Source organism: Mucilaginibacter sp. P5_A6 (assembly GCF_056400585.1).
This window is the reverse complement of the sequence record NZ_JBFUKZ010000006.1, coordinates 120,991-146,711: the sequence shown is the minus strand read 5'-3', so window position 1 is coordinate 146,711 and position 25,721 is coordinate 120,991. Positions and strand designations below refer to the sequence as shown.

Below are 25,721 nucleotides of genomic sequence, written 5' to 3'. Positions count from 1 at the left end.
GCCGCAAATTTGCGGCTTTTCTGTTTATAATTTAATGTAGCTATCAAAAGCTCCCCCTTCAGGGGGCCGGGGGGCTTACCGCCATGCCTTATACAAATTGATCAGCCCATTAGTTGATGAATCATGGCTGCTGATCTCGGCATCGTCTTTTAATTCAGGAAGGATTTTACCGGCCAGTTGTTTGCCCAGTTCAACACCCCATTGGTCAAAGCTGTAAATGTTCCAGATAATGCCCTGTACAAAAATCTTGTGCTCGTACATAGCTATCAACGAACCCAGGCTGCGAGGGGTGATTTTTTTAAGCAGGAAGGAGTTTGTAGGGCGGTTACCTTCAAATACTTTGAATGGCGCTATGGCTGCAATTTCCTCGTCAGATTTTCCTGCGGCTTTTAATTCCTCAATAACCACTTCTTCGGTTTTACCATTCATCAAAGCTTCTGTTTGCGCAAAAAAGTTCGACAGCAACATATTGTGATGCTCACCAAGTGGATTGTGTGATTGGGCGGGAGCTATAAAATCGCAGGGGATCAATTTTGTACCCTGATGAATCAACTGGTAAAATGCATGCTGACCGTTGGTGCCAGGCTCTCCCCAAATGATCGGGCCGGTTGAATATTCTACATGTTTGCCGTTACGGTCAACATGCTTGCCATTGCTTTCCATGTCGCCTTGTTGAAAATAGGCGGCAAAGCGGTGCATATATTGGTCATAAGGCAAAATAGCGTTTGTTTCAGCTTCAAAGAAGTTATTGTACCAGATACCCAAAAGGGCAAGGGTAACCGGGATGTTTTGCTCAAACTCTGCAGTGCGGAAATGCTCATCGGCAGCATGGGCGCCTTCCAGCAGTTCGGCAAAATTATCAAAGCCGATGCTGAGGGCGATTGATAAGCCGATAGCACTCCATAAAGAGTACCTGCCGCCAACCCAATCCCAAAACTCGAACATGTTTTTAGTATCGATACCAAATTTTTCAACCGCGGCTGCATTGGTTGATAAGGCCGCGAAGTGTTTGGCCACATCGGCTTCGGTAGCACCGGCAGCTAAAAACCAGTCGCGGGCGCTGTGGGCATTACCCATGGTTTCCTGGGTGGTAAATGTTTTTGAAGCAATAAGGAACAATGTTGTTTCCGGATCAACTGCTTTTAGTGTCTCGGCTATATGTGTACCATCCACATTGGATACAAAGTGAAGGTTAAGGTGGTTTTTATAAGCTTTCAATGCTTCGGTTACCATAACCGGGCCTAAATCAGACCCGCCGATGCCGATATTAACCACATCAGTGATAGGTTTGCCGGTATAACCTTTCCAGGAGCCCGATATGATGGCATTGCTGAAATCCTTCATATGATCAAGCACATTGTTTACATCGGGCATCACATCTTTGCCATCAACGTAAATAGGTTTGTTGCTGCGGTTACGTAATGCAATGTGCAGCACCTGGCGTCCTTCGGTAACGTTTATTTTTTCGCCTGCAAACATGGCTTCAATTGCCTTATTTACTGAACATTCTTTAGCTAATTGGATCAATAAAGCTATAGTTTCATCGTCAATACGGTTTTTAGAATAGTCGAGCAGGATATCTTCAAACTGGATTGAGAATTTGTTAAATCGCTGATCATCAGTGTCGAATAATTCTTTCAAGCCTTTTGATACAATATCAATGTAATGGTCAGCTAAATATTTGTAGCTCTGTGTGGTTGTGAAATTGGTATTTGGCAACATAGTTGATGTGTTTTTTAACAAAAGTAATAAGTTAATTGTTAGGTGGATAACAAATGTTAAACTAAGCAGTCTTTGTGTTATTTAAACACTATTTAGATAGTGTTTACTTGACACTTAAAAATTACAATAATTTTAAAAATATTTACAAATTGCTTTGAAGTTTCAAATAATAATTTGATATATTTGTATTGTTGGTAATCAAATGGCTGATTTATCATCATTTTGTAAATTTAAGTATAAAATATTTACGACCATGTTTGAAAAACTTTTTTTGCTTGTAAAAAATAACGCCGGGACGGCAGTTATTAACAATCCCGCAATCCCTGTAAAGCTTCACGAGAGTGTAATGATTGAGGCTTCGAGTTCAATCATTGAGGTATTAAAAGGGCAGATGGAAAATGGTAAGTTGAAAGATGTAGTTAAGTATTTCCAGTCTTCGGGCATTTACAACCATTCATTAGTATCAAGCATGGTAAGCAGATTTGCCAACAGGCTTAACACATTTTACCACATCGATCCGGCACAGGCCATGATCATAGCCAAGTCACTTATCCCGCATGTGATGAGTGATCTTGTAAAAGCGTCAAAAAGCGAGCAGATTAAAGAGTTTGGCTTAACCAATATGCTCACCAAGCTAAATGGTAACCGTGCCAACTTAAGTTTGCTGGTTAATGATTTGATGGTGGCTTAAGATAATATCATTTACCTATGAAACGGGCCTGCAGATTGCTAAAACAATTTGCAGGTCTTTTTTATTTATGCCAAATATCAAATTGCATATATTTGCCACATGACTAAAGAACAGATTCTGGATTTAAGGGATAGAGCAGCTTCCCTGAGGAGGCATCTTTGACATCGACAAGAAACTTGAGCTACTGCATCAGGAACAGGAAATAACCGTTGGTCCGCATTTTTGGGATCATCCAAAAGAAGCCGAAAAAGTGCTGGCCTCCATCAAAGTTAAAAAGGTATGGACAGATGAATTTCAAAAAGTATTGGCGGTAATTGAAGATACCGGCGTACTATTTGAATTTTACCAGGCCGGCGATGCTACAGAAGCCGAGATGCTGGAGCAATATAACATGGCCATAAAAGCGGTTGAGGAGCTTGAATTTAAAAACATGCTCTCGGCCGAAGAAGATCAATTTCACGCGGTACTCCAAATTACAGCCGGTGCAGGTGGTACCGAAAGTTGCGACTGGGCAGGTATGCTTATGCGTATGTACATTATGTGGGGCGAAAAGAACGGCTATAAAGTTACCGAGCAGGATTATCAGCCTGGTGATGTGGCCGGCGTAAAAACTGTAACTCTGCAGCTGGAAGGCGATTTTGCCTATGGCTATTTAAAAGGTGAAAATGGAGTGCACCGTTTGGTACGTGTTTCGCCATTTGATGCAAATGCCAAGCGCCATACCTCGTTTGCATCGGTATACGTTTACCCGCTGGTTGATGATACCATCGAGATAGATATTAACCCGGCAGATATCGAGTTTGAAACATTCCGTTCGGGAGGTGCAGGCGGGCAAAATGTGAACAAGGTGGAAACCGCGGTACGTTTATACCACAAACCTTCGGGTATCATTATTAAAAACCAGGAATCGCGCTCGCAGTTGCAAAATAAGGATAATGCTATTCGTTTATTAAAATCGCAGTTATACGAGATTGAAATGCGTAAGCGTATGGAGATCAGCAATGCTATTGAGGGCAACAAGAAGAAAATAGAGTGGGGATCGCAGATCAGGAACTATGTGTTGCATCCTTATAAGTTGGTGAAAGACCTGCGTACTGATTACGAAACATCAAACGCGGCAGCCGTATTAGATGGTGAGCTTAACGAGTTTTTAAAAGCCTACCTGATGGAATTTGGCGGACCGAAGAGTTAAAATAACCAGTGTTAAAAAATAAGGCGGTATTATCAATTATGATAGTGCCGCTTTCTGTTTGATAGCATTTATTGCCAAATTCTAAACGCTTGCTACCGCATGCTCGTTATGCATTGGTGACTGTAGCCCGAAAATGCATTTTTGTGATGTAAACAATAGTCGTAAACTTAAACACAATCATGAAAAACAGTATTTTAGTATTGTTAACCGGGCTAATCCTTAGTTTCATCGCTCCGTTACATTCATCTGCACAACCAAAGCAGGACCTATCCTTTGGTAATCATTTTACCTTCGAGTACAGAGGGGCGTATTATGGCGTTAAAGATACCGATTTGGCCACGGTAAAGTCCTTTAGAATGATAAACGACAAACACCCCATTTGGCTGGGCGTAAAGCTTAACCCCAATCTTGTCGATTTTTTTTCATCAAATATAAAATCGGTCTCTAAAGAGTATGCAAGTTATATCATTTCAGATACTTCAACAGCAATTTTAATAGCGTACGGCATTACTAAAACTAATGTTAATGATTATCGCTATCACGTAGTTGAAAATGATAGTGTTGAATTAGTTCCATGGTCAAAAATACCAATGCTCCAACAAAAATATGGGGCAAGTGAACCGTATGGTTTTTTGGGCAAGTTTAAAGCTCCGGGTAAGCAACTATTGATAGAAGTGGTTAACACCCAAAATTACGATATCCGCCAAGGGGTGGTGTTTGACTGGAAACCTAACTTTAAACCCTTTGTAACACGTATAGAAATTAACCGGTTAAAAGACTATTTTGATCTGGATAATTTAAAGCTTAATCATGGGTATGCTAAAAAGTTTAATGAGCACACTGGAATGCCGTTAGATTTTAGCTTTCCTGCTGACAGTGTGGGCAGCATACGCTTATACTATAAGCATCATGAAACTATACCCTATGTGGTGTACCTGGTTAAAAATGAAAGTGGAAAAAAAGACACTACTGAAATGGGGTATTATAACCGGGAAAACTATTATGATATAGATAGTAAATTTTACAACAGGCCCGGCAAATATGAAATAATTATCCAGCGTGCAAATGACCTTGGCAAGTGGCCCGAAGAGCAAATGTTGCGGATCCCATTTAACGTTGAGCCGCCCCCGGTATCAGATAAAAAAGTTTCTATAAAACAAGCCTTACCTTATATCATGGCAACACTCACGGGTGTTGTTTTGCTGTTTGGGGGGTATTATAGGCGCAATCAGGTAAAGCTGTTACGGGCAGCACAGGAAAAACAAACAGCGGGGTTAAAATTGCAATCCATCCGTGCGCAGCTTAACCCGCATTTTATGTTTAATGCTTTAACATCCATTCAAAACCTGGTGAATAAAAATGATATAGAGGGCGCAAATCATTACCTCTCCAAATTTGCGGGCTTAACCCGGCAGGTGCTGGATACCGGTAACGATGAACTATTAAGCCTGGAGCAGGAAATAACCATTTTAGATGATTACCTGCAAATGGAACAATTGCGTTTCGGTTTTAAATATGAGATAAAGGTTGATGAAGCATTGAACAAAGCAAACACTGATATCCCTGCGATGTTGTTACAACCATTTGTTGAGAACGCGGTTAAGCACGGTGTTGCTGTGTTAAAAGAAGAAGGCATAATTAAGATCTCGATTATCCGCGAAGCGAAAGATATCATCTTCACTATAAAAGATAATGGCAAATGGATTAACCAGGATAGCCCCGGCGAAATAAACGGTTATGGCGTAAAATTAAGCGAAGAACGCGTAGCTTTATTGAATCAGTTATATAAAGATCAGCCTGTGAGTTTAAATATTGATACACAAGGGCCGGGTACTGTAGTTAGTATCCGTTTATCAAACTGGATATAATTTTACGCCCATGAGTATCCGAAGTATTATAGTTGATGATGAGCTTAACAATATCGAAAATTTGCAGCAGATCATCCAAACCTATTGCCCCCAAATTGATGTAGTGGCAACAGCATCAAATGCCGGTGATGCTATAACGGCTATAAAAGCCAACCAGCCCCACTTGCTGTTTCTCGATATTCAGATGCCGGGGCAGTCTGGGTTTGATGTATTGCGAGCTTTTGATAAAATTAATTTCGAGGTGATTTTTATCACTGCTTATGATAAATACGGTATCCAGGCTATTAAATTTTCGGCATTAGACTACCTGCTGAAACCAATAGATATAACCGAATTTAAACTGGCCATTGAAAAGGCCGGGCAAAAGATAAGCGGTAGGCAACAAAATCAAAGTATAGAACACCTGCTGGAGTACATCAAGGCTGGCCAAAAGGAAACACCCAAGATCACTTTGCCCACGCTTACCGAGATTATGTATGTAAGAATTACCGACATCATCAGGTGCGAGGCATCAAACAATTATACCACATTTTACCTGCAAAGCGGCGAACAGGTGTTAGTATGTAAAACCCTTAAGGAATTTGCCGATATTTTAAAACCACACCAGTTTGTGCGTACCCATCAATCGCACCTGGTGAACACACAATTTGTAAAAAGTTATTTGAAAGAGGATGGCGGCACGTTGCTGTTGAATGATCACACTAAAGTGCCTATCTCGCGCCAAAACCGCGAAATGGTAAAAGATGCTTTAGGCAAAAGTTTAGCATAAAAAACCTATAATTGCATATACCTAACAAATTATGAAAATTATTTTATCAATCTTTATTTTGACCATTGCAGCAACCGTAGCTCATAGCCAGGAAAAGCTAATCCCTTTATATCCAAAAGGGGTGCCCAATTCAAAACCTACGCCTGCCACTTATGTAGAGAAAATAAATGGTGCATGGATAACAGGGGTAAGCGAACCAACCCTCACACCTTATTTGCCGGCAAAAGGTAAGGCCAACGGAGCCGCTATTGTAGTTTGCCCGGGCGGCGGGTATGGCGGTTTAGCCAATGCACATGAGGGGATAGCCATTTGCCAGGAATTTAATAAAATAGGTGTAACAGCGTTTTTACTGAAGTATCGCTTGCCAAGTGATGATATAATGGTAGATAGGTCAATCGGTCCGCTACAGGATGCGCAAATGGCCATATTAACTGTTCGTAAAAATGCTAAGGAGTGGGGGATAAACCCTGCAAAAATAGGGATCATTGGCTTTTCGGCCGGCGGGCACCTGGCTTCTACCGAAGGAACACACTTTGATAAACCGGTAATTGAAAATAAAGACAACATTAGCCTCAGGCCTGATTTTATGATGCTGATATACCCCGTGATCAGTTTTGGCGAACAGGCCCATGTTGGCTCGCGCGAAAACCTGGTGGGCAAAACACCATCGGCAGCACAACTTGAATTATACTCCAACGAAAAACAAATTACTGCTAATACGCCGCCTACATTTTTGGTACATGCCCAGGACGATAACGTAGTGCCTGTGCAAAACAGCCTGATGTTTTATGATGCTTTGCTCAAAAATAAAGTGAAAGCCGAGTTGCACCTGTTCCAGGAAGGTGGGCATGGTTTTGGTATGAATAACTCCAAAAACAAAGGCAAATGGTTTGACTGGGCCACCAATTGGCTGGAGGAGAATGGTTTTTTGAGCGGGAAGTAAGTTGAAGAAATAAGGCAAAAGAAATAGGCTGAATTTATATTATAAAAAAAGTTTAAATAAGGGGCAGTAAATTAGCCAAAGGCGTTTCGGTTTATAAGGTATTTTTTGTAAATTTGAATGTAAACAAACGTGGGCGGTTATCTTGCTGAGATAACCGCCCGCTGCTTTTTTAAAAAGAGAGCTTTTTAGATCAGTAAATAATGTAATATGCTCATTATTATCTATTTGTATCTAATTTAAGGGGCGCCGAAAGGAGCTCAAATGGGTGTGAAGAGTATTTGAAAGGTGATGCGTAAGGTGTATGAAAGGTGCACCAACGGTGTATGAAAAGTACGGTGTTTTATTATGAGGTCGATACTGAAAAATTGTAGGTAAGGCCTACTCCAATATTCCCAACAATTCATTTAATTCCACAACCTTTTCCGTCGAACCAAGATTTTCATAGGCACTGATAAGGTTACGGATCACCCGTTTAATGATATCGGTATTTGAGCAGGGTTCATAAAACTGTTTATCAAACTTAAGGTTAAGCTGTTTCAAAAACATATCCACATCCCTGCGGCCAAAAATGAATCCCTTGTTAAAGGCATTGATGTAAAACAGGATGTTGCCTTCAAATTCACTTTCCATACTTTCATCAAGGTAGGCTAAAATGAAATGCTGTGGCAGGTTTACACCATACACAGGGATATCCAGTTTTTGGGCGATAATGGAATAGATGATAGCCAGCGAGATCTGGTTACCTTTCTTAGTTTCGAGCACCTGGCTCAGGAAGCTGTTTTGCGGGTCGAGGTGGTTGGAGGTATTGCCGCTGAAACCATAAATATTGTAGAACACATGATTAATAAGCTTGATCTGTTCCTTTGGGCTGGCCTCGTTCATCATCTGGATCCAGATGTCGCGCTTAATGGATTCTATCTGGTTTATAACTTTCTGTTCGTCCAGATCGGGATATTGGTAGCGGTTAATGATGAGGATGCCCTGTAACAGATCGAAAGCGCCACCCTGGTGCCAAAGCTTCAGGTCGTTTTTTAATGTGCCGAATTGGATCTCATGTACCAGGTTAGCAATACGTTCCTGCTGCACCGCATCAAAGGCTTGCTCAAAAGCCGTTTCCAGGTATGCTATCACTTCAATACCATAGCCGAGCAGTTTTTCGTGAACATGCTCATAGATCTCGTTATCAGGGTCGTCCAGTAACCGGATCAAAGAGTTTACTTCCGTCGGATTTATCATACGCTATACTGCTAAAATACTAAACTTTTTTACTTTTGCAGTGATGTTAAGTTTCAGATTAGTGCAAGATTATGTGCGGCATCGCCTTAGGGCAAACAACAGGCATGGCGTACATTCTCCGTTTGTATATAAGCTGATAGATACAGTAATATACAATTATAAAGACCAAAAAGTGTACCATGAGGCTGAAGCTCTGCATATATCCGGTCGGGAAACCGGGGGATTAAAGCCTAAAGTAAACCAGCTGCTTTACAGGTTAACCGCTTATTTTAATCCGGCCACTATTGTTGAAATTGGCAAGGGGGATAGCATAACTACTTTTTACCTGCAAAAGGCCGCAACTGATGCCAGGGTTTACATTATCGAAAATGGTGGTAAAATTGCCGGCATAGGCGAAGCAACAGTTGATATGATTCTTTTTAACAGCAATCAGTGTAAGAATGAAATGCTGAACTACTTTGAACTATTCCTCCCCAAAACGCATAAAGAGACCGTACTTGTTTTCACCGGTATTTATCAAAGCAGGGAAACGAAACAAGCCTGGACTCAAATCAAAGCACATCCAAAAGTTACGCTAACAATTGATCTGTTTTGGATAGGTCTTGTATTTTTTAAACAGGGGAGGAGTGTTAAGGAACACTTTAAGGTGAAGTATTAGCGATTTTGTCTGAACCGAAATTTATCGAATTTATGAATTATTTGAATTTTATCTTGAAGCTGAATATTCAACGTTCAAATAATTCTATAAATTCAGGTTCGGAAATTAAAACGATTGGCCCAGCGCTGCATAAAATCCGCTCTGCCGGGCTTCTCCCGTAACCTTTTGACCTATACCGTAATCAGCCCTGATGCTTAGGCCTTTCTCAATATCAAAAAAATAACGGACACCGCCGCCGTAGTTTGGTTTCAATTGCCCCCAGCTAAAGCTTTTGTTAAAAACCTCTCCGGTACCTATAAAGCCTGCAAGACCAATACGCGGACTTAAGCGGTAACGTAGTTCGGTTTGGCCGGCAAGCATATTGCGGTCGCGGTAACGACCGTTGTAATACCCCCGCATCAGCTCGTCATTGCCCAAAGCGGGCATTAAAAAAAATGGTGACTGTTTGCCTGTAAGGCTTTGCTCCTGTATGTCAACCCCCAAAACCAGCTTTTTACTAAGCGAAAAAAACTGGGAGTATTCTATATTAAATAAGCCGCCTTTGTAATCATTATTGCCAAATAAGCCATGCGTAATTTCAAATGATGTGTTTATAATGGCGCCTTTAGTAGTGTAGGTATTATTGTTGCGGCTATCAAAAATAAGGCTTGGGCCAATGTAGGCGCTGGTGCCGCCTTCACGGTTTTCAACTCTTGGGTCGGTATAAAAAATGCTGTTTGCTTGTCCATCGCCAAAGCTGTACCTGTAAGCACCTGCCACAAAACCGGCATATAAGTTATCGGTAATTTTTTTTTCGGCTCCTATATATAATTTAACCCTTTTTTGCCCAACACGATCGGTGTTGGCTTTCAATGTGTTATTGCCAATTCCATAAAAATCAAAAGGGAAGTTTATATAGCTGATGCCTGCTGTATAATGATATTTGTTGTGTGGTGTCCAGTAGCTGGTACTTAAACTAAGGCGGTTTTGACCTTTGGTTGTAATGGTAGCGTAAGTAAAAATGTTTGATACACGCGTGTCGCTTTTAAGGCTATCGGTATAAAATGAATACAAACCGGCCCCGCCCACTTCAAGCCCGGTTTCGGGTGCCGAACTGAGAACCGGTAAAATAACAAAGCTGCTTTTTTTACTGCTATCCTTATCAAAATACATTTTACGGATAAATTTAGGGAGAAGGTTTGTTTGCGAAAACGCAGGTTGCAGGCAAAAAATAAACAGCAGGGTTGTTACAAATGTCTTCATAGGCAATTTTTGCTAATATAGCCTCATTTGCCTTTATGATAGTTGAATTTTAGAGTATTTTGAATTTAAAAATCATAATTAACTAAAATGCCTACTTTTGCACCTGAATTTTATTGATACACTATGAGCATCACAAGAGGACCTATTTCGCAGTTTATTGAAAAAAACTACCTGCATTTTAACTCAGCAGCATTAATGGATGCCGCCAAAGGATATGAGACCCACCTTGATGAAGGAGGTAAAATGATGGTTACCCTGGCCGGTGCCATGAGCACTGCCGAGCTGGGCATTTCGCTGGCCGAGATGATCCGCCAGGATAAAATTGCCATAATCTCCTGTACCGGGGCCAATCTTGAAGAAGATATCATGAACCTGGTAGCGCACTCGCACTACAAAAGGGTGCCCAACTACCGCGATCTTAGTCCGCAGGAAGAGTGGGATTTGTTGGAGAATCACTATAACCGTGTTACCGATACCTGTATTCCCGAAGAAGAAGCTTTCCGCAGGCTGCAAAAGCATATTCACAAAATATGGAAAGATGCTGACGACAGCGGCGAGCGTTATTTCCCGCACGAATACATGTATAAAATATTGCTAAGCGGCGAGCTGGAGCAGTATTATGAAATTGATCCTAAAAACTCATGGATGCTTGCTGCGGCCGAAAAAAACCTGCCTATAGTTGTGCCCGGATGGGAAGATAGCACCATGGGTAACATATTTGCATCCTACCTTATTAAAGGTGAGCTGAAGGCATCAACCATGAAAAGTGGTATCGAATATATGGCCTGGCTTGCAGATTGGTATACCAAAAATTCATCGGGCAAGGGTATAGGCTTTTTCCAGATAGGTGGCGGCATTGCGGGCGATTTCCCGATATGCGTTGTACCCATGCTTTACCAGGATATGGAGATGCATGATGTACCTTTCTGGAGTTACTTTTGCCAGATCTCGGATTCAACCACATCGTATGGTTCATACTCGGGTGCAGTGCCAAACGAGAAGATAACATGGGGCAAATTGGATATACACACCCCTAAGTTTATAGTGGAGAGCGATGCTACTATTGTAGCGCCCCTAATATTTGCCTGGATACTAAAACAATAACAGAATTTAAAATCGATATTGGTGATAAAACCATTAAAAGATTTTCAAAATGATATAAATATATGCTAAAGGGTATTTAAATGGCATTTTTTGCATTTATTTAGAACGATTATAAATTATAGGTTACTGTCATTTATGTGTCAGCGATACTGTAATAAATTTTACTTTTGTGCCTGTAATATTCAGATGGCGCATACATCAATACAGCGGAATAAACATTAATATAAAAATTATTTAGCATAAATACACTCTATGAGAAGTTTCTCATTCATTTTTAAACAATTCTCAAGATCAGTTTTACTGATTGTTGGGTTTGCTTTTTTAAGTCTTTCTGCTGCTTACGCACAAACGGACGCTGCTAAAGGCGAAACCATTTTTAAATCCAAATGTACGGCGTGTCACAAGATCGACCAGATAATGACCGGTCCGGCGCTTGGCCCACAGCTTACCGAAGAAACAGATGATAAATACCTTATCAAATGGATTCAGAACAACCAGGCTTTAATTGCCGCTAAAAATCCTAAAGCGCTGCTTATTTACAATAAGTTTGAGCAGAAGGCGATGACTACCTTTACCGATCTTTCTGATGCGGATGTAAGTAATGTTATTACCTATGTGCGTGCTGAGTGGAAAACCATGCAGGATGCAAAAGCCAACCCGGCTAATAATGCTGGTGCAGCTAAAGTTGACGAAGGTCCAAGCGGTCTTGTTATCTGGGGATTAGTTGGCGTTGTTGTAATCGCTTTCATTGTAATATTAGTACTTAATAAAGTTGTTGGAACATTAGAGCGCCTGCTGTTAAAAAACAAAGATCTTGTAATTGAAGAGGAGCCGGTTGCGGTTGATAAGAACGCTTTACTTAAAAAGATCCTTAAAAACAAAAAGCTGGTATTCTTTATCCTTGTATGCGGTACCATAGCAATGGGCAGCTGGGGATGGGTTTCCCTTTGGAACACCAACGTACACACAGGTTACCAGCCGGTACAGCCAATCAAATACTCGCACGAGTTACATGCCGGTACTATGAAAATAGATTGCCAGTACTGTCACTCAGGTGCATATAAATCAAAAAATGCTTCTATCCCATCATTAAACGTATGTATGAACTGCCACAAGGTTGTTAAAACCGAATCGCCGGAAATACATAAGATATATGATGCTTTGGGTTATGATCCAAAAACTCAGAAGTATGACAGTACAGCAGCCAAGCCTATTCAATGGGTAAGGATACACAACCTGCCGGATCTGGCTTACTTTAATCACTCGCAGCACGTAAAAGTTGGCGGTATCAAATGCCAAACCTGTCATGGTCCTGTTCAAACCATGAAAGAGGTTTACCAATACTCGCCGCTTACCATGAAATGGTGTATACAGTGCCACAAACGTACCGAGGTTAACGGTAAAGGAAACGCTTATTACGACAGTATACTTGCAGCTCACGACAAGATTAAAAAAGGCGAGAAAGTTACTGCCGCAGTTTTAGGTGGTATCGAGTGCGGTAAATGTCACTATTAATAAATAAGAATTTAGCATTACAGTTTATATAGCTTAAATGGACAGCAATAAAAAATACTGGAAAGGTTTAGAAGAACTAAACAAAACACCAGAATTTGTTGAGAAAAATAAAAACGAGTTTGCAGAGCCTATTCCTATTGAGGAAGTGCTGAGCGGATCTGGTTTATCGGCTAAAACTCCCCGCCGCGACTTTTTAAAGGCGCTTGGCTTTGGTGTTGGTGCTGTTACACTGGCCGCTTGTCAAAAAGTACCTGTGCATAAATCAATTCCTTACCTTATAAAACCTGAGGAAGTTACACCTGGTGTAGCTAACTACTATTCTTCAACTTATGAAGGACAGGCTATTTTGGTAAAAACACGTGAAGGCCGCCCTATTAAAGTTGAGGGTAACCCACATGATGTGTTTGCAAAGGGTGGGTTAAGCGCACAGGGACAGGCCTCGGTATTGGACCTGTATGATGTAAACCGTACACAGGATCCTAAAATTGATGGCAACGATGCGGCATGGCCCGAAGTTGATGCTTTTGTTTTACGTGAGCTTGCTGCTATTGCGGCTGCAGGTAAAGGCATCCGAATAGTTACTTCAACTATCCACAGCCCGTCTACTTTAGCAGTTATTGCTGATTTTGTTGCAAAATATCCAACCGCTAAGCATATCAATTATGATGCGGTATCCTATACAGGTATTATCCAGGCTAATCAAAATAGCTTTGGCAAAGCCGTATTACCACATTACAATTTTGATAAAGCAGAAGTGATTGTAAGCTTTGGCGCTGATTTCCTGGGTACCTGGATCTCGCCCGAAGAGTTTACCCGCCAGTACGTATCAAACCGTAACAGCAAATCGTTGGAAAGCAAAAAAATGTCGCGCCACATCCAGTTTGAAGCAGGAATGAGCTTAACTGGTACCAATGCCGATAACCGCTATCCTATCAAACCATCTGAAGAAGGTGTTGCCTTATTAAGTTTATACAATGCTGTTGCAGGCACAAGCTTAGCCGGGTCAAAGAAATTAAGCAATAAAGCTATTGATAATGCCATCACCCTTGCCGCTAAAGAATTGGTTGCTGCAAAAGGTAAAGCATTAGTTGTTGCAAGTTCAAATGATGTAGCTACGCAAACTTTAGTAAATGCTATTAACTCAATATTGGGTAGCTATGGTAGTACTATCGACCTTGATAATGCATCAAAACAATATGCCGGTAACGATCAGGATTTTGTAGCGTTTGTAAAAGAATTAACCGCTGGCCAGGTTGGCGCGGTATTATTCCTTAACGCTAACCCTGCTTACGATTACTTTAAAGCAAAAGAATTTACCGACGCACTTAAAAAAGTACGTTTAAAAATATCATTCTCAGATCATAATGATGAAACTGCTTTACTATCAAACGTAATAGCGCCAAATCATCACTATTTAGAGTCATGGGGTGATGCCAACGCTGTAGAAGGTTATTATACCGTAATACAGCCAACAATTAACCCGGTGTATAACACCCGCCAGGCTGAGCATAGCTTACTGGTATGGAGTGAGAGCCCTGTTAAGGATTACTATACTTATGTACGTAACACCTGGGACAACGGATTATTGGCAAAAGGCGGCTTATCCGGTCAAAAAGGATGGGAAGAGTTACTGCAAAAAGGTATGATCAAAACTGCTCCTTTAGCAGCCGGTGTCTATACTTTTAGCCATGATCTTAACGCTGTGGCTCAAACTATATCAGATCATAGCAACAGCCTGGTATCCGGTGATAAATTTGAATTGCAGGTTTATCAATCAGTAGCAATGGGCGATGGTAAACGTGCCAATAACCCATGGTTGCAGGAGCTGCCAGACCCGGTATCTAAAGTTACATGGGATAACTTTGCTGCTATGTCAATGGCAGATATTAAGAAGCTTGGTTACGAAGAAGGTGATGTGATCAAAATTGAAGCTAATGGCTATACTGTTGAAGTACCTGTATTGGCTCAGCCAGGTCAGGCGCAAGGCACTATATCGGTTGCTGTTGGTTATGGTCGGGTAAGTGCTGGTACGGTAGGTAATAATGTAGGTAAAAACGCATTCCCTTTCTATAGCTTCCGTAACGGAACATTGCAAACTACTGCTGTTATTACATCATTTGGTAAAACAGGTATCATATCGCCGCTTGCGCAAACACAAACTCACCACTCATACGAGGGCAGGAGTGTTATCCGCGAAGCTTCATTTACAGCATACAAAAAGAACCCTGCTGCCGGTAGCGGTAACGAGGGCGAACATAAGGACTATAATAAAACCAGCCTTTGGGATGATCACGACCGCCCTGTTTACGACTGGGTTATGGCCATTGACCTTAATGCATGTACTGGCTGCGGTGCCTGCGTGGTAGCTTGTAGCGCCGAAAACAATATTCCTGTTGTAGGTAAAGATGAGGTTAAACGTCGCCGTGAAATGCACTGGATCCGTATTGACCGTTACTACAGCTTTAACGACCATGGCGACAGTGAAGAGGCGGTAACCGAAGAGAAGGAAATTGCTAAGCTTACCAATTTTGATAATGTGTCGGTAGTTCACCAGCCGATGCTTTGCCAGCACTGTGATCACGCACCATGCGAAACAGTATGCCCGGTATTAGCAACTGTTCACTCATCAGAAGGATTGAACCAAATGGCTTACAACCGTTGTATCGGTACACGTTATTGCGCAAATAACTGCCCTTATAAAGTACGCCGTTTTAACTGGTTTAACTATTGGAACGACTCTCGTTTTGATAACTACCTGAACAATGAGCATACCCAACTGGTATTGAACCCTGATGTTACCACACGTTTCCGTGGGGTAATGGAAAAATGCTCGATGTGTGTTCAGCGGATCCAGGCAGGTAAGTTAAAAGCCAAAATTGAAAAACGTCCGCTTAAGGATGGTGAGATCAAGGTTGCCTGCCAGCAAACATGTTCGGCTAATGCTATCGTATTTGGTAACAGGAATGATAAAAACTCAGAAGTTTATAAAGCATTACAGAGCGAAAGAACTTACTACGTGCTTGAAGAGTTAAACGTTCAGCCAGGTATTGGTTACCAGGTTAAGGTGAGGAATTTATCAGAATTAGAGGCTTAAAATTTTTATATACAGAGATTAAAATATATGGCATCTCATAGTGAATCAATAATAAGGGAACCGTTAATTACGGGTAAAAACATCACCTACGGTCAGATTACTGACGATGTATTACGCCCCGTAGAAAATATGCCGGGTAAAGCCTGGTGGATCGGTTTTAGTGTAGCTTCATTGGGCTCCCTGCTTTGGGTTTTTGCCATCAGCTACACATTTTGGTTTGGAATAGGCTCATGGGGACTAAATAAAACAGTTGGATGGGCCTGGGATATTACCGGTTTCGTGTGGTGGGTAGGTATCGGTCACGCTGGTACGCTTATCTCGGCGGTATTGCTGTTGTTCCGTCAAAACTGGCGTAACTCCATCAACCGCTCGGCCGAGGCCATGACAATCTTTGCGGTAATTTGTGCTGCTACCTATATCGGTGCTCACATGGGCCGCCCGTGGATGGCAGTTTACTCATTGCCTTTACCAAATCAGTACGGCTCATTATGGGTTAACTGGAACTCGCCGCTTATCTGGGACGTATTCGCGATATCAACTTACTTCTCGGTTTCTTTGGTATTCTGGTATACAGGTTTATTGCCTGATATCGCTACCATCCGCGACCGTGCAACAGGCTTACGCCGCCGTATTTACTCAGTGTTGTCATTTGGATGGACAGGTTCGGTTAAAACCTGGCAGCGTTTCGAGACCGTGTCATTAATCCTGGCAGGTATCTCAACACCACTGGTACTATCTGTACACACCATTGTATCAATGGACTTTGCAACATCACTGGAACCAGGATGGCACACAACCATCTTCCCTCCATACTTCGTTGCGGGCGCTATCTTCTCTGGCTTTGCCATGGTGCAAACACTATTGTTAGTAGCACGTAAAGTATTAGGCTTAGAAAACTACATCACCATGTTCCATATCGAATCGATGAATAAGATCATCCTTTTAACAGGTTCTATCGTAGGTGTGGCTTATTTAACAGAGCTTTTCATCGCATTTTACTCACAGGCCGAGTATGAGCAATACGCGTTCATGAACCGTATCTCGGGACCATACTGGTGGGCATACTGGAGCATGATGACCTGTAACGTGATTACACCACAGTTATTTTGGTTCAAGAAAATCCGTACCAATATTCCATTGGCCTGGACACTATCAATCGTTGTAAACATCGGTATGTGGTTTGAGCGTTTCGTAATTATCGTAACATCACTACACCGCGATTATATCCCGTCAAGCTGGGCCATGTTTTATCCAACCTGGGTTGATGTAAGTGTCTTTATCGGTTCAATAGGTTTATTCTTCACCATGTTCCTTTTATTTATAAGGGTGCTGCCTTCAGTGGCTATGGCCGAGGTGAAGCTGATACTTAAAAGCTCAAGTGAGCAAGCTAAAAGAAAAATACTTGCAAATGGCCATGTTGAACCAGCCGAGGCTGAGTTTTATGTTAGCTCATTAGGTAAGTTTGATAGTGTTGAACAGTCTTCATACGAAAAAGTATAAAAATGAGTAGCACCAAATATATATTAGGCATTTTCGATGATCCGGATGATCTGATGCACGGGATCGATAAATTACAAAAGAGTAGCGTACCTATTTATGACGTTTATTCACCTTGTCCAATTCATGGTATTGATGCTAAATTAGGTATCAAGGATTCGCGTTTGGGTTATGCAGCGTTCATGTTCGGCTGTTTAGGTGGTACCATTATGTTTAGCATGGTTTACTACATGCTGGTACATGACTGGCCTACCAACATAGGTGGAAAGAATGCTTTTGCCATACCAGATTTTGTACCGGTAACCTTTGAGTGGACTGTGTTATGGACTGCTTTTGGGATGACGTTTACTTTCTTTTTTGCAACGCACCTTTTCCCGGGCCGTGCGCCAAGGGTAATGGACCTGCGTGCCACTAACGACAAATTTGTTATCGCCATTGATGCAAAAGGTAATACACCGCATGCAGATATCACCAATTTATTAAAAGAAGCAGGAGCTGTAGAAGTTAAGCATAACGACAGAAAATATGTTAGCTATGAATAAATTTAGAATATTAGGAACAATAGTTATCATTATCGCTGCTTCGATAGTTGTAACATCGTGCAAAGATAAAAGAAGTACTGGCTGGGAGTATGCCCCTAACATGTATGAGCACACCGCTTACGATCCCGATCAAAAGAACCCTAACTTTAAAGATGGTAAAACCGCCCAGGTACCACCGGCCGGAACTATTCCGGTAGGCTTTACCAAGTTTGATTATCCCAACACAAAGGATGGTTATGAACTGGCAAGTGTTGAGGTTAAAACTGTTTTGGCACAAACTCAGGCCAATTATAAAGATGGCAAGATTTTGTTTGAGCACTTTTGCTCGCCATGCCATGGCGAAAAGGGGCTTGGTGATGGAGAAGTGGTAAAACACGGTTATCCACCTCCGCCATCGTATTCAAGCGGACAGTCATCACGTGGCGGCGCAATGAAAGATTTAACAGACGGTAAAATTTATCATACCATTACATACGGTGTAAACGCCATGGGTTCATATGCCTCACAGCTTAACCCTGAAGAGCGCTGGAAAGTGATCATGTATGTTCACCATTTACAAACTTTATAAGAATAAAATTGAATGAGCACTCATAATAGTTTTGACGAGCAATTTGAATTTACCGGCAAGGTAAAAACATATAGCCTGGCTGCCATAGCAGTGGGGGTTATAACCATACTTGCCGGGTTTTTGACCGGATTTGGCGAACGCACATTTGCAAATTTATTGCTGATGAGTTATTACTTCGCCTGTGTTTGCATGGCAGGTGTATTTTTCTGCGCATTACAATATGTTGCGCAGGCAGGTTGGTCGGCTTCATTGATCCGTATTCCACAGGCATTTGCTAAAACACTGCCAATAGCCGCTATTATATTATTGGTAGTAGTAATAGCCGGCTTAAATATTACACACAGTACCGAAATTGAAGGCAAGCAGGTTGTTGCACCTTATTTATATAAATTGTGGAACATAGCTGGTGTTGCAGTTAAGGGTAATGCTAATTATGATCCCATTATAGCAGGTAAATCGGTATTTTTAAATCAACCTTTCTTTTTGGTACGTATGGTTGTATTTTTGGGTAGTTACGTTATTTTGGGTTGGCTGCTTGTTAAATACTCAGAAGGTGAAGATGAGTTGGGGGGGATGTTTTACTATCGTAAAAGCTTTACCATATCATGTTTATTTTTGGTAATATTTGGGTTTACCTCACCAATATTTGCTTTTGATACCATCATGTCATTAGAAGCTCACTGGTTTTCAACAATGTTTGGCTGGTATAACTTTGCCGCTATGTGGGTTAGCTGTTTAGCTATTATTACTTTAACTATTATTAAATTAAGAGAAAACGGTTACATGCAGTGGATTTCACAGGATCACCTGCATAACCTTGGCCAGCTAATGTTTGGTTTTTCTATCTTTTGGACATATGTTTGGTTTGCACAGTTCCTGTTGATCTACTACGCCAACATCCCTGAAGAAACAGTTTATTTTTTACGCAGATGGGAACCCGAATTTAAACCGTGGTTCTGGTTAAATATTGTTATCAACTTTTTAGCGCCGTTATTGATAATCATGTCTCGTGATTCAAAGCGTACTACAAAAGTATTAAAGGTTACCTGTTATGTTTTAATTATTGGCCACTGGCTTGATTATTTTCAAATGGTAATGCCAGGCACGGTAGGTCCAACATCGCAATGGTATACCGAAATACTTTGGATTGAAGTTGGTGTGGCAATAGGGTTTGTTGGGTTGTTTGTATTTTTGACGATGAATGCACTAAGCAAGTTCAAATCAATAATTCCTAAAAAACACCCTTTCCTGCAGGAGAGCCTTCATCATCACATATAATAATTGTTATTTTTGCAACAAGTACAGAATACCAAACAAACATTAAAATGGCATTCAAAAAATTAATAAATTCTAAATTCTTACTATCGTTTTTCGCTGCGTTTATGCTTATGGGCACTAACCTGGTGATTGCGCAAACACAAGCTGCAGCAGCGGGTACTACCGAAGAGGCCCCCCAAGTTGATTGGACCGGCGTTGCCTATTATTTGCTTTTGTTTTTACTGATATGTGTTGGTGTGGCTGTAGTAGGTAAAATTTTAAAGATCTACGATCTTACCCTTAAAATCCAGGGTAAAAAAGGGCTTAAATGGAACAACGTAATGGGCTTTATTTGCCTTGCGTTCCTGCTTGCAGGTATATATGGTGCCTATTGGTCATTTACAGTTCAGGGAAGCATGACCTTACCGGAAGCAGCCTCTATTCACGGTATTAAAATTGATGAGATGTTCACCGTTACAACGGTGTTAACGATGATCGTGTTTTTTATTACGCAAATATTATTGTTTGGGTTTTTATTTCAATACCGTCACTCTGATAAACGCAGGGCACACTTTTTACCGCATAATAATACCATCGAAAAAGTATGGACCATAGTACCTGCTATAGTATTAACTATATTGGTTGTCTTCGGATTTTTTACCTGGCAAACAATTATGGATAACACTGATGCTAAGGGCGAAGTTGCAGCCATTGATGTTGATATAACCGGTCACCAGTTTGCCTGGGAACTACGTTATCCCGGTAAGGACGGCAAATTAGGCCCTAAAGACTTTAAACTAACTACTGCATCAAACAAACTGGGTGTTAATTTCAAGAGGAAAAGCAGCTTTGACGATTTATCTGCCGATACCATGTACCTGCCGGTAAACAGATCTGTAAGGTTAAATATACAAGCCCAGGATGTTATCCATAGTGTTTACATGCCACACTTCAGGGTTCAGCTTAACGCCGTACCGGGATTGCCAACCTATTTTAAATTTACCCCAACTATTACTACTGCGCAAATGCGCACCCGATTGGACGACCCTAAATTTGAGTACTTAGTGTACTGTAATAAAATATGCGGTGGCGGTCACTATAACATGCAAAAAATAGTGCGTGTAGTTTCTGAAGCCGAATACCAGACATGGTTATCACACCAAAAACCGTACTTAACCGATGGGTTAAGGAAGGAATTGCATTTCGCAGCCGCGGAACCGCAACAAACAGTGTCTCAAAATAGGTTAGCGTTAAATAATTAATATAAGATAAAAGAGCGATATGTCAACATTAGCAGTTCACGATCACGGAGTAGCACATCACGACGAACACGGTCACGAACATCACCATAACGAAACTTTCGTGTCTAAATACATATTTAGCATGGATCATAAAATGATTGCCAAGCAATTCCTTATCACAGGTATTACTATGGCGGTTATCGCAATGATATTATCAATACTTTTCAGGATCCAGCTGGCTTATCCAGATAAAACATTCCCGTTGTTGACTACATTATTGGGTCATTTTGCTCCAAACGGGCGTATCAGTACCGAGTTTTACCTGTCACTGGTTACTATTCACGGTACCATTATGGTATTCTTTGTATTAACTGCCGGTTTGAGCGGTACTTTTGCCAACTTATTGATTCCCTTGCAGATAGGCGCCCGTGATATGGCTTCGCCATTCATGAATATGTTATCATACTGGTTCTTCTTTATGGCAAGTGTGGTAATGTTATCATCATTCCTGGTTCAAAAAGGCCCTGCCAGTGGTGGCTGGACAATTTATCCGCCGTTATCGGCATTGCCGAAAGCTATGCCTGGTTCTGGTGAGGGCATGACCTTGTGGCTTATTAGTATGGTAATGTTTGTTGCTTCATCCTTAATGGGGGGTATCAACTATGTTAGTACCGTATTAAATATGCGTACAAAAGGTATGGATCTTTGGAAAATGCCTTTAACCATCTGGGCTTTATTCCTTACCGCTATATTGGGTATCCTTGCATTCCCGGTATTGGTTGCCGGTGTTGTATTGTTGATATTTGACCGTAGCTTTGGTACAAGCTTCTATCTTTCTGATATCGTATTAAATGGTGTACAGCAGCCTTATGAAGGAGGTAGCCCAATCCTGTTCCAGCATTTATTCTGGTTCCTGGGTCACCCCGAGGTATATATCGTAATTATGCCGGCGATGGGTATTTCGTCTGAGGTAATGTCGGTAAACTCACGTAAACCAATTTTTGGTTACCACGCGATGGTTTACTCACTGATAGGTATTACCGTATTATCATTCATCGTATGGGGGCACCATATGTTTGTAACCGGTATGAATCCGTTCCTTGGTGGGGTGTTTATGATCACTACGCTGATCATTGCGGTTCCATCGGCGGTAAAAACATTTAACTGGCTGGCAACGCTATGGCGCGGTAACATCAGGTTTACACCTGCAATGTTGTTTGCTATTGGTATGGTGTCATTCTTTATATCAGGTGGTTTAACCGGGATTTTCCTGGGTAATGCTGCACTGGATATCAACTTACATGATACTTATTTTGTTGTAGCTCACTTCCACCTGGTAATGGGCTCTGCAGCTATATTTGGTATGCTTGCCGGTGTTTATCACTGGTTCCCTAAAATGTTTGGTAAACTGATGGACGAGAAGTTAGGGTACCTTCACTTTTGGTTAACTTTCATCGGTGCTTACCTGGTATTCTTCCCGATGCACTTTATGGGATTGGATGGTGTACCACGTCGTTACTATGCATTTACTGAATTTGCATCAATGCAAAAATGGTTAACTATCAATACATTTATTACCTGGGCTGCTATCATGGCAGCGTTAGCACAGGTGGCTTTCTTATATAACTTTGTCGTATCGATATTTGCCGGTAAAAAAACAACGCAGAATCCATGGGAGTCAAATACCCTGGAGTGGACAGCCCCTGTGGAGCATATTCATGGTAACTGGCCGGGTGAAATACCAACTGTTTATCGTTGGCCTTATGATTACAGCAAGCCAGGTGCCGAAGAGGATTTTATCCCGCAAACTGTTCCTTTTTCACAAACCATGAGCTCAAATCTTCCTCATGATTTTGAAGATAACCCGGCGGGTTTAGCGGAGCTAAACAAGTTTAACAGTACGCTGAAAGCTGAAGAGAAAGTAAAATAATTTTAATACTGATCTGATCTTTTAGGGTACCGTGTTAAGTCTTAAGTCGGAAGTCTTAAGTTCTCAGTTACAACTCAGAACTTAAGACTTAAGAACTTCCGACTTAATAAGGTACCCTAAATTTTTAGAAATATTTAAATGAGCATAGCCGCACGTAATAAACGATTTCAAAAAATCAACCTCATAACAATCGTTCTTCTTTTTGTTTTGATACTTGCCGGTGGTGTTGTGCGTAGTACAGGGTCGGGAATGGGATGCCCCGACTGGCCAAAATGTTTTGGCAGGTTTATACCGCCAACAAGCAGTGCCGATTTACCTAAAGATTATAAGCAGAAATATGCTGATCGGCGTTTAGCTAAAAATCAGCGGTTCGCCAAAACGCTGGATATATTTGGTTATAGTGATTTGGCGAAACGCATTCGCGAAGACAGATCCATTTTAATCCCGGAAGAATTCAACGCGGGCAAAACCTGGACAGAATATATTAATCGTTTAATAGGAGCTATATCTGGTATTTTCCTGCTTCTTTCGGCCATATATTCATTTAGCTATTGGAGTAAGGATAAAAAAATAACAGTATTAAGTATACTAAACGTTATACTGGTAGGTTTTCAGGCATGGTTAGGATCTATAGTGGTATCAACAAACTTAGTGGCGTGGATAGTTACGGTACACATGCTGCTGGCGCTGGCTATATTGGGATTGTGCATCTATACCTATCATTTGGCAAAGGTTTACGGCATTGGTAAGTTGAATACCAACCCGCTTATTTATATTATCACTTTGGTAGCCTTGTTATTAAGTATCCTGCAGATCACTTTTGGCACCGAGGTAAGGGAAAAGATAGATGCGGTTGCAACCCACTTTCAGGGTGGTTACCGCAACAGTTGGGTTGTTAACGCAGGCGAGATCTTTGCGCATCACAGGGACATGGCCATTTTGATATTTATAATAAACGTGGTATTATATGCATTGGTACGTAAGCGTTTTAACAGGCATTCTATCCATCAGCAGTTAATGAGCTTTAACTTTTTGATGATTATGCTGCAGATAGTTACAGGGATATTATTATCATATTGGGCGCTGCCGCCAGTTGCACAGGCAGCACATATTTTATTGGCGAGTTTGGTATTTGGAGCACAATTTTATTTGCTGTTGAATTTGCATCAGTCGGTTAATGTTAGAGGGGGAAGTAAATGAAGTGGACTGATTTTTCAAAACTGATAAAATTAAGGCTTACCTTTTTGGTAGTGTTTTCGGCCTCTATTTCATTTTTGATAGGCAGCAGGGCAAACGGTCATATTGATTGGATAAACTGGGTAAAACTGATTATTGGTGGTTTCCTGGTAACATCGGCAGCTAATGGTTTTAACGAGATCATTGAAAAAGATTTGGATAAGTTGATGAAGCGTACCATGGACCGCCCAATTCCTTCGGGGAAAATGACTACCGGGCAGGCATTGGTTTTAAGTTTAGCTATGGGAATGGCCGGAACCTACCTGTTAGGCAGCCTTAACCTGCTAACCGGGTTATTATCGGTATTTTCGATATTGTTATATGCTTTTGCTTACACGCCATTAAAGCGTAAATCGCCCATAGCAGTGTTTGTGGGTGCTATACCAGGTGCATTGCCGCCGCTTATTGGTTATGTGGCCGCCCAGCAGCATGGCCGTATTGATGAAATAGCTTTAATATTATTTGCAATCCAGTTTGTATGGCAGTTTCCGCATTTTTGGGCTATTGCCTGGGTTTTGGATGATGATTACAAGCTGGCCGGGTTTAGGCTATTACCAACGGGAAACCGAAATTTAGGAAGTGCGATAATTACCTTTATATTTACATTGATACTGTTGCCCGTAAGTTTACTGCCATATTTTTATCACCATGGTGGTTACTGGTTGGCTGGGGTATCATTGGTATGTAGTATAATATTTTTATACCAGGCTTATGGCCTGTTGCGTACCCGGCAAATAGAGGCGGCCCGCAAACTGATGTTTGGATCGTTTATGTATTTGCCTGTTGTGCAGCTAATGTTTTTATTTGATTTTATAGGAAAGTGAAAGTAATGATGGCTTCGATTCAGAAAAATAATGACAGGCTTGATCTGGCGCCAAAAAAATTCAACATGTGGATTTTTATCTTCACATCGTTTATGTTTTTTGCGGCTTTAACCAGCGGGTTTATTGTTTATAGTGGGGGCAAGGGGCACGGCCTTAATGTAATTATGCCCAGCGCTTTTATTTATAGTACGGCTGCTATTATATTAAGCAGTGGTACGTTGCTATTAGCCCAGAGGGCGGCTAAGAGATTACAGTTTGGCGAACAGAAACTGTATTTATGGTTAACATTTATGCTGGGTTTGGCATTTTTTGCCATACAGATTTACGCATGGTACGTGTTAACGTATAAAATGGGCATCTATTTTACCGATCCCAATGCATCACGTTCGTTTATTTATGCCTTTACGGGTACGCATTTAATACACATTATTGCAGCTATCTTATTATTATTAAATACCCTTTGGGGCACATACAGGAACATTCCACAGGTACGAAATATGTTTAAAATGGAAATGACTTCTATTTTTTGGCATTTTCTCGGAATTATATGGATTTATCTGTATGTTTTTTTACTTTTGAACCAAAATTAACA

Annotated in this window: 21 protein-coding genes; 18 read left to right on the top strand and 3 right to left on the bottom strand. The window is 41.2% G+C overall.

Annotated features, from left to right (window positions below):
* Positions 1 to 75: 75 nt before the first annotated feature.
* Positions 76 to 1,722, bottom strand: a complete 1,647-nt coding sequence (gene pgi / locus AC1DO4_RS08420) for a glucose-6-phosphate isomerase (RefSeq protein ID WP_477414763.1) — start codon at positions 1,720 to 1,722, stop codon at positions 76 to 78.
* Between the two features lie 253 nt (positions 1,723 to 1,975).
* Between pgi and AC1DO4_RS08415 the strand changes: the two genes are divergently transcribed.
* The 5 genes from AC1DO4_RS08415 to AC1DO4_RS08395 all read left to right on the top strand — a co-directional run bounded on the left by AC1DO4_RS08415 (position 1,976) and on the right by AC1DO4_RS08395 (position 7,185).
* Entirely contained in the window at positions 1,976 to 2,413 is a 438-nt protein-coding gene (locus AC1DO4_RS08415; RefSeq protein ID WP_477408385.1) for a hypothetical protein, read from the top strand.
* Between the two features lie 99 nt (positions 2,414 to 2,512).
* A protein-coding gene (gene prfB, locus AC1DO4_RS08410; RefSeq protein WP_477408383.1) for a peptide chain release factor 2 occupies positions 2,513 to 3,605 on the top strand; the annotation gives its coding sequence in 2 pieces (ribosomal slippage) (positions 2,513 to 2,572 and positions 2,574 to 3,605; 1,092 coding nt in all).
* 179 nt (positions 3,606 to 3,784) lie between these two features.
* Positions 3,785 to 5,473 (top strand): sensor histidine kinase, encoded by a 1,689-nt coding sequence (locus AC1DO4_RS08405; RefSeq protein ID WP_477414761.1) that lies wholly within the window; start codon positions 3,785 to 3,787, stop codon positions 5,471 to 5,473.
* Positions 5,474 to 5,483: 10 nt separating this feature from the next.
* A complete protein-coding gene (locus AC1DO4_RS08400; RefSeq protein ID WP_477414759.1) occupies positions 5,484 to 6,242 on the top strand; it encodes a LytR/AlgR family response regulator transcription factor in 759 nt (252 codons plus the stop codon).
* A 31-nt stretch (positions 6,243 to 6,273) separates the two neighbouring features.
* Positions 6,274 to 7,185: an alpha/beta hydrolase gene (locus AC1DO4_RS08395; protein ID WP_477414757.1), complete on the top strand. Its 912-nt coding sequence runs from the start codon at positions 6,274 to 6,276 to the stop codon at positions 7,183 to 7,185.
* A gap of 378 nt (positions 7,186 to 7,563) precedes the next feature.
* Here the strand turns inward: AC1DO4_RS08395 and AC1DO4_RS08390 are convergent, their stop codons facing one another.
* Positions 7,564 to 8,421, bottom strand: a complete 858-nt coding sequence (locus tag AC1DO4_RS08390; protein ID WP_477414755.1) for a transglutaminase family protein — start codon at positions 8,419 to 8,421, stop codon at positions 7,564 to 7,566.
* Positions 8,422 to 8,464: 43 nt separating this feature from the next.
* On the opposite strand from AC1DO4_RS08390, the gene AC1DO4_RS08385 reads away from it, so the two are divergent.
* Entirely contained in the window at positions 8,465 to 9,079 is a 615-nt protein-coding gene (locus AC1DO4_RS08385; protein WP_477414753.1) for a hypothetical protein, read from the top strand.
* Between the two features lie 105 nt (positions 9,080 to 9,184).
* Here AC1DO4_RS08385 and AC1DO4_RS08380 read toward each other — a convergent pair whose 3' ends face one another.
* Complete coding sequence (locus AC1DO4_RS08380; protein WP_477414751.1) at positions 9,185 to 10,321, bottom strand: BamA/TamA family outer membrane protein; 1,137 nt, start codon at positions 10,319 to 10,321, stop codon at positions 9,185 to 9,187.
* Positions 10,322 to 10,444: 123 nt separating this feature from the next.
* Between AC1DO4_RS08380 and AC1DO4_RS08375 the strand changes: the two genes are divergently transcribed.
* The 12 genes from AC1DO4_RS08375 to AC1DO4_RS08320 all read left to right on the top strand — a co-directional run bounded on the left by AC1DO4_RS08375 (position 10,445) and on the right by AC1DO4_RS08320 (position 25,719).
* A complete protein-coding gene (locus AC1DO4_RS08375; RefSeq protein ID WP_477414749.1) occupies positions 10,445 to 11,425 on the top strand; it encodes a deoxyhypusine synthase family protein in 981 nt (326 codons plus the stop codon).
* A gap of 252 nt (positions 11,426 to 11,677) precedes the next feature.
* Positions 11,678 to 12,940: a c-type cytochrome gene (locus AC1DO4_RS08370; RefSeq protein WP_477414747.1), complete on the top strand. Its 1,263-nt coding sequence runs from the start codon at positions 11,678 to 11,680 to the stop codon at positions 12,938 to 12,940.
* Between the two features lie 37 nt (positions 12,941 to 12,977).
* The gene (locus AC1DO4_RS08365) at positions 12,978 to 16,034 is read left to right on the top strand and encodes a TAT-variant-translocated molybdopterin oxidoreductase (protein WP_477414745.1); all 3,057 of its coding nucleotides are present in this window, start codon (positions 12,978 to 12,980) and stop codon (positions 16,032 to 16,034) included.
* Positions 16,035 to 16,061: 27 nt separating this feature from the next.
* Positions 16,062 to 17,534 (top strand): NrfD/PsrC family molybdoenzyme membrane anchor subunit, encoded by a 1,473-nt coding sequence (nrfD, locus tag AC1DO4_RS08360; RefSeq protein WP_477414743.1) that lies wholly within the window; start codon positions 16,062 to 16,064, stop codon positions 17,532 to 17,534.
* Between the two features lie 2 nt (positions 17,535 to 17,536).
* Positions 17,537 to 18,073, top strand: coding sequence for a DUF3341 domain-containing protein (locus AC1DO4_RS08355; protein WP_477402666.1), 537 nt, complete (start codon positions 17,537 to 17,539; stop codon positions 18,071 to 18,073).
* The gene (locus tag AC1DO4_RS08350; RefSeq protein ID WP_477402667.1) at positions 18,057 to 18,641 is read left to right on the top strand and encodes a c-type cytochrome; all 585 of its coding nucleotides are present in this window, start codon (positions 18,057 to 18,059) and stop codon (positions 18,639 to 18,641) included. Before AC1DO4_RS08355 ends, AC1DO4_RS08350 begins: the two co-directional genes overlap by 17 nt.
* A gap of 12 nt (positions 18,642 to 18,653) precedes the next feature.
* The gene (locus AC1DO4_RS08345) at positions 18,654 to 19,919 is read left to right on the top strand and encodes a quinol:cytochrome C oxidoreductase (RefSeq protein ID WP_477414741.1); all 1,266 of its coding nucleotides are present in this window, start codon (positions 18,654 to 18,656) and stop codon (positions 19,917 to 19,919) included.
* 47 nt (positions 19,920 to 19,966) lie between these two features.
* Entirely contained in the window at positions 19,967 to 21,160 is a 1,194-nt protein-coding gene (locus AC1DO4_RS08340) for a cytochrome c oxidase subunit II (RefSeq protein ID WP_477414739.1), read from the top strand.
* A 19-nt stretch (positions 21,161 to 21,179) separates the two neighbouring features.
* Positions 21,180 to 23,069 carry a cytochrome c oxidase subunit I gene (locus AC1DO4_RS08335; protein ID WP_477414737.1) on the top strand — a complete coding sequence of 630 codons (1,890 nt, stop codon included), beginning with the start codon at positions 21,180 to 21,182 and terminating at the stop codon, positions 23,067 to 23,069.
* 138 nt (positions 23,070 to 23,207) lie between these two features.
* Positions 23,208 to 24,269 carry a COX15/CtaA family protein gene (locus tag AC1DO4_RS08330; protein ID WP_477414735.1) on the top strand — a complete coding sequence of 354 codons (1,062 nt, stop codon included), beginning with the start codon at positions 23,208 to 23,210 and terminating at the stop codon, positions 24,267 to 24,269.
* The gene (gene cyoE / locus AC1DO4_RS08325; RefSeq protein WP_477414733.1) at positions 24,266 to 25,129 is read left to right on the top strand and encodes a heme o synthase; all 864 of its coding nucleotides are present in this window, start codon (positions 24,266 to 24,268) and stop codon (positions 25,127 to 25,129) included. Before AC1DO4_RS08330 ends, cyoE begins: the two co-directional genes overlap by 4 nt.
* 5 nt (positions 25,130 to 25,134) lie before the next feature.
* The gene (locus AC1DO4_RS08320) at positions 25,135 to 25,719 is read left to right on the top strand and encodes a cytochrome c oxidase subunit 3 (protein WP_477414731.1); all 585 of its coding nucleotides are present in this window, start codon (positions 25,135 to 25,137) and stop codon (positions 25,717 to 25,719) included.
* The last annotated feature ends 2 nt before the right edge of the window (positions 25,720 to 25,721 follow it).

Bases quoted from the DNA above. Each gene is read 5' to 3' on its own strand.
- AC1DO4_RS08335 (WP_477414737.1), top strand. From the start codon at position 21,180: ATGTCAACATTAGCAGTTCACGATCACGGAGTAGCACATCACGACGAA.
- AC1DO4_RS08390 (WP_477414755.1), bottom strand. From the start codon at position 8,421: ATGATAAATCCGACGGAAGTAAACTCTTTGATCCGGTTACTGGACGAC.
- AC1DO4_RS08405 (WP_477414761.1), top strand. From the start codon at position 3,785: ATGAAAAACAGTATTTTAGTATTGTTAACCGGGCTAATCCTTAGTTTC.
- AC1DO4_RS08380 (WP_477414751.1), bottom strand. From the start codon at position 10,321: ATGAAGACATTTGTAACAACCCTGCTGTTTATTTTTTGCCTGCAACCT.
- pgi (WP_477414763.1), bottom strand. From the start codon at position 1,722: ATGTTGCCAAATACCAATTTCACAACCACACAGAGCTACAAATATTTA.
- AC1DO4_RS08345 (WP_477414741.1), top strand. From the start codon at position 18,654: ATGAGCACTCATAATAGTTTTGACGAGCAATTTGAATTTACCGGCAAG.
- AC1DO4_RS08320 (WP_477414731.1), top strand. From the start codon at position 25,135: ATGATGGCTTCGATTCAGAAAAATAATGACAGGCTTGATCTGGCGCCA.
- cyoE (WP_477414733.1), top strand. From the start codon at position 24,266: ATGAAGTGGACTGATTTTTCAAAACTGATAAAATTAAGGCTTACCTTT.
- AC1DO4_RS08415 (WP_477408385.1), top strand. From the start codon at position 1,976: ATGTTTGAAAAACTTTTTTTGCTTGTAAAAAATAACGCCGGGACGGCA.
- nrfD (WP_477414743.1), top strand. From the start codon at position 16,062: ATGGCATCTCATAGTGAATCAATAATAAGGGAACCGTTAATTACGGGT.
- AC1DO4_RS08340 (WP_477414739.1), top strand. From the start codon at position 19,967: ATGGCATTCAAAAAATTAATAAATTCTAAATTCTTACTATCGTTTTTC.
- AC1DO4_RS08365 (WP_477414745.1), top strand. From the start codon at position 12,978: ATGGACAGCAATAAAAAATACTGGAAAGGTTTAGAAGAACTAAACAAA.
- AC1DO4_RS08350 (WP_477402667.1), top strand. From the start codon at position 18,057: ATGTTAGCTATGAATAAATTTAGAATATTAGGAACAATAGTTATCATT.
- AC1DO4_RS08385 (WP_477414753.1), top strand. From the start codon at position 8,465: ATGTTAAGTTTCAGATTAGTGCAAGATTATGTGCGGCATCGCCTTAGG.
- AC1DO4_RS08370 (WP_477414747.1), top strand. From the start codon at position 11,678: ATGAGAAGTTTCTCATTCATTTTTAAACAATTCTCAAGATCAGTTTTA.
- AC1DO4_RS08400 (WP_477414759.1), top strand. From the start codon at position 5,484: ATGAGTATCCGAAGTATTATAGTTGATGATGAGCTTAACAATATCGAA.
- AC1DO4_RS08375 (WP_477414749.1), top strand. From the start codon at position 10,445: ATGAGCATCACAAGAGGACCTATTTCGCAGTTTATTGAAAAAAACTAC.
- AC1DO4_RS08330 (WP_477414735.1), top strand. From the start codon at position 23,208: ATGAGCATAGCCGCACGTAATAAACGATTTCAAAAAATCAACCTCATA.
- AC1DO4_RS08395 (WP_477414757.1), top strand. From the start codon at position 6,274: ATGAAAATTATTTTATCAATCTTTATTTTGACCATTGCAGCAACCGTA.
- AC1DO4_RS08355 (WP_477402666.1), top strand. From the start codon at position 17,537: ATGAGTAGCACCAAATATATATTAGGCATTTTCGATGATCCGGATGAT.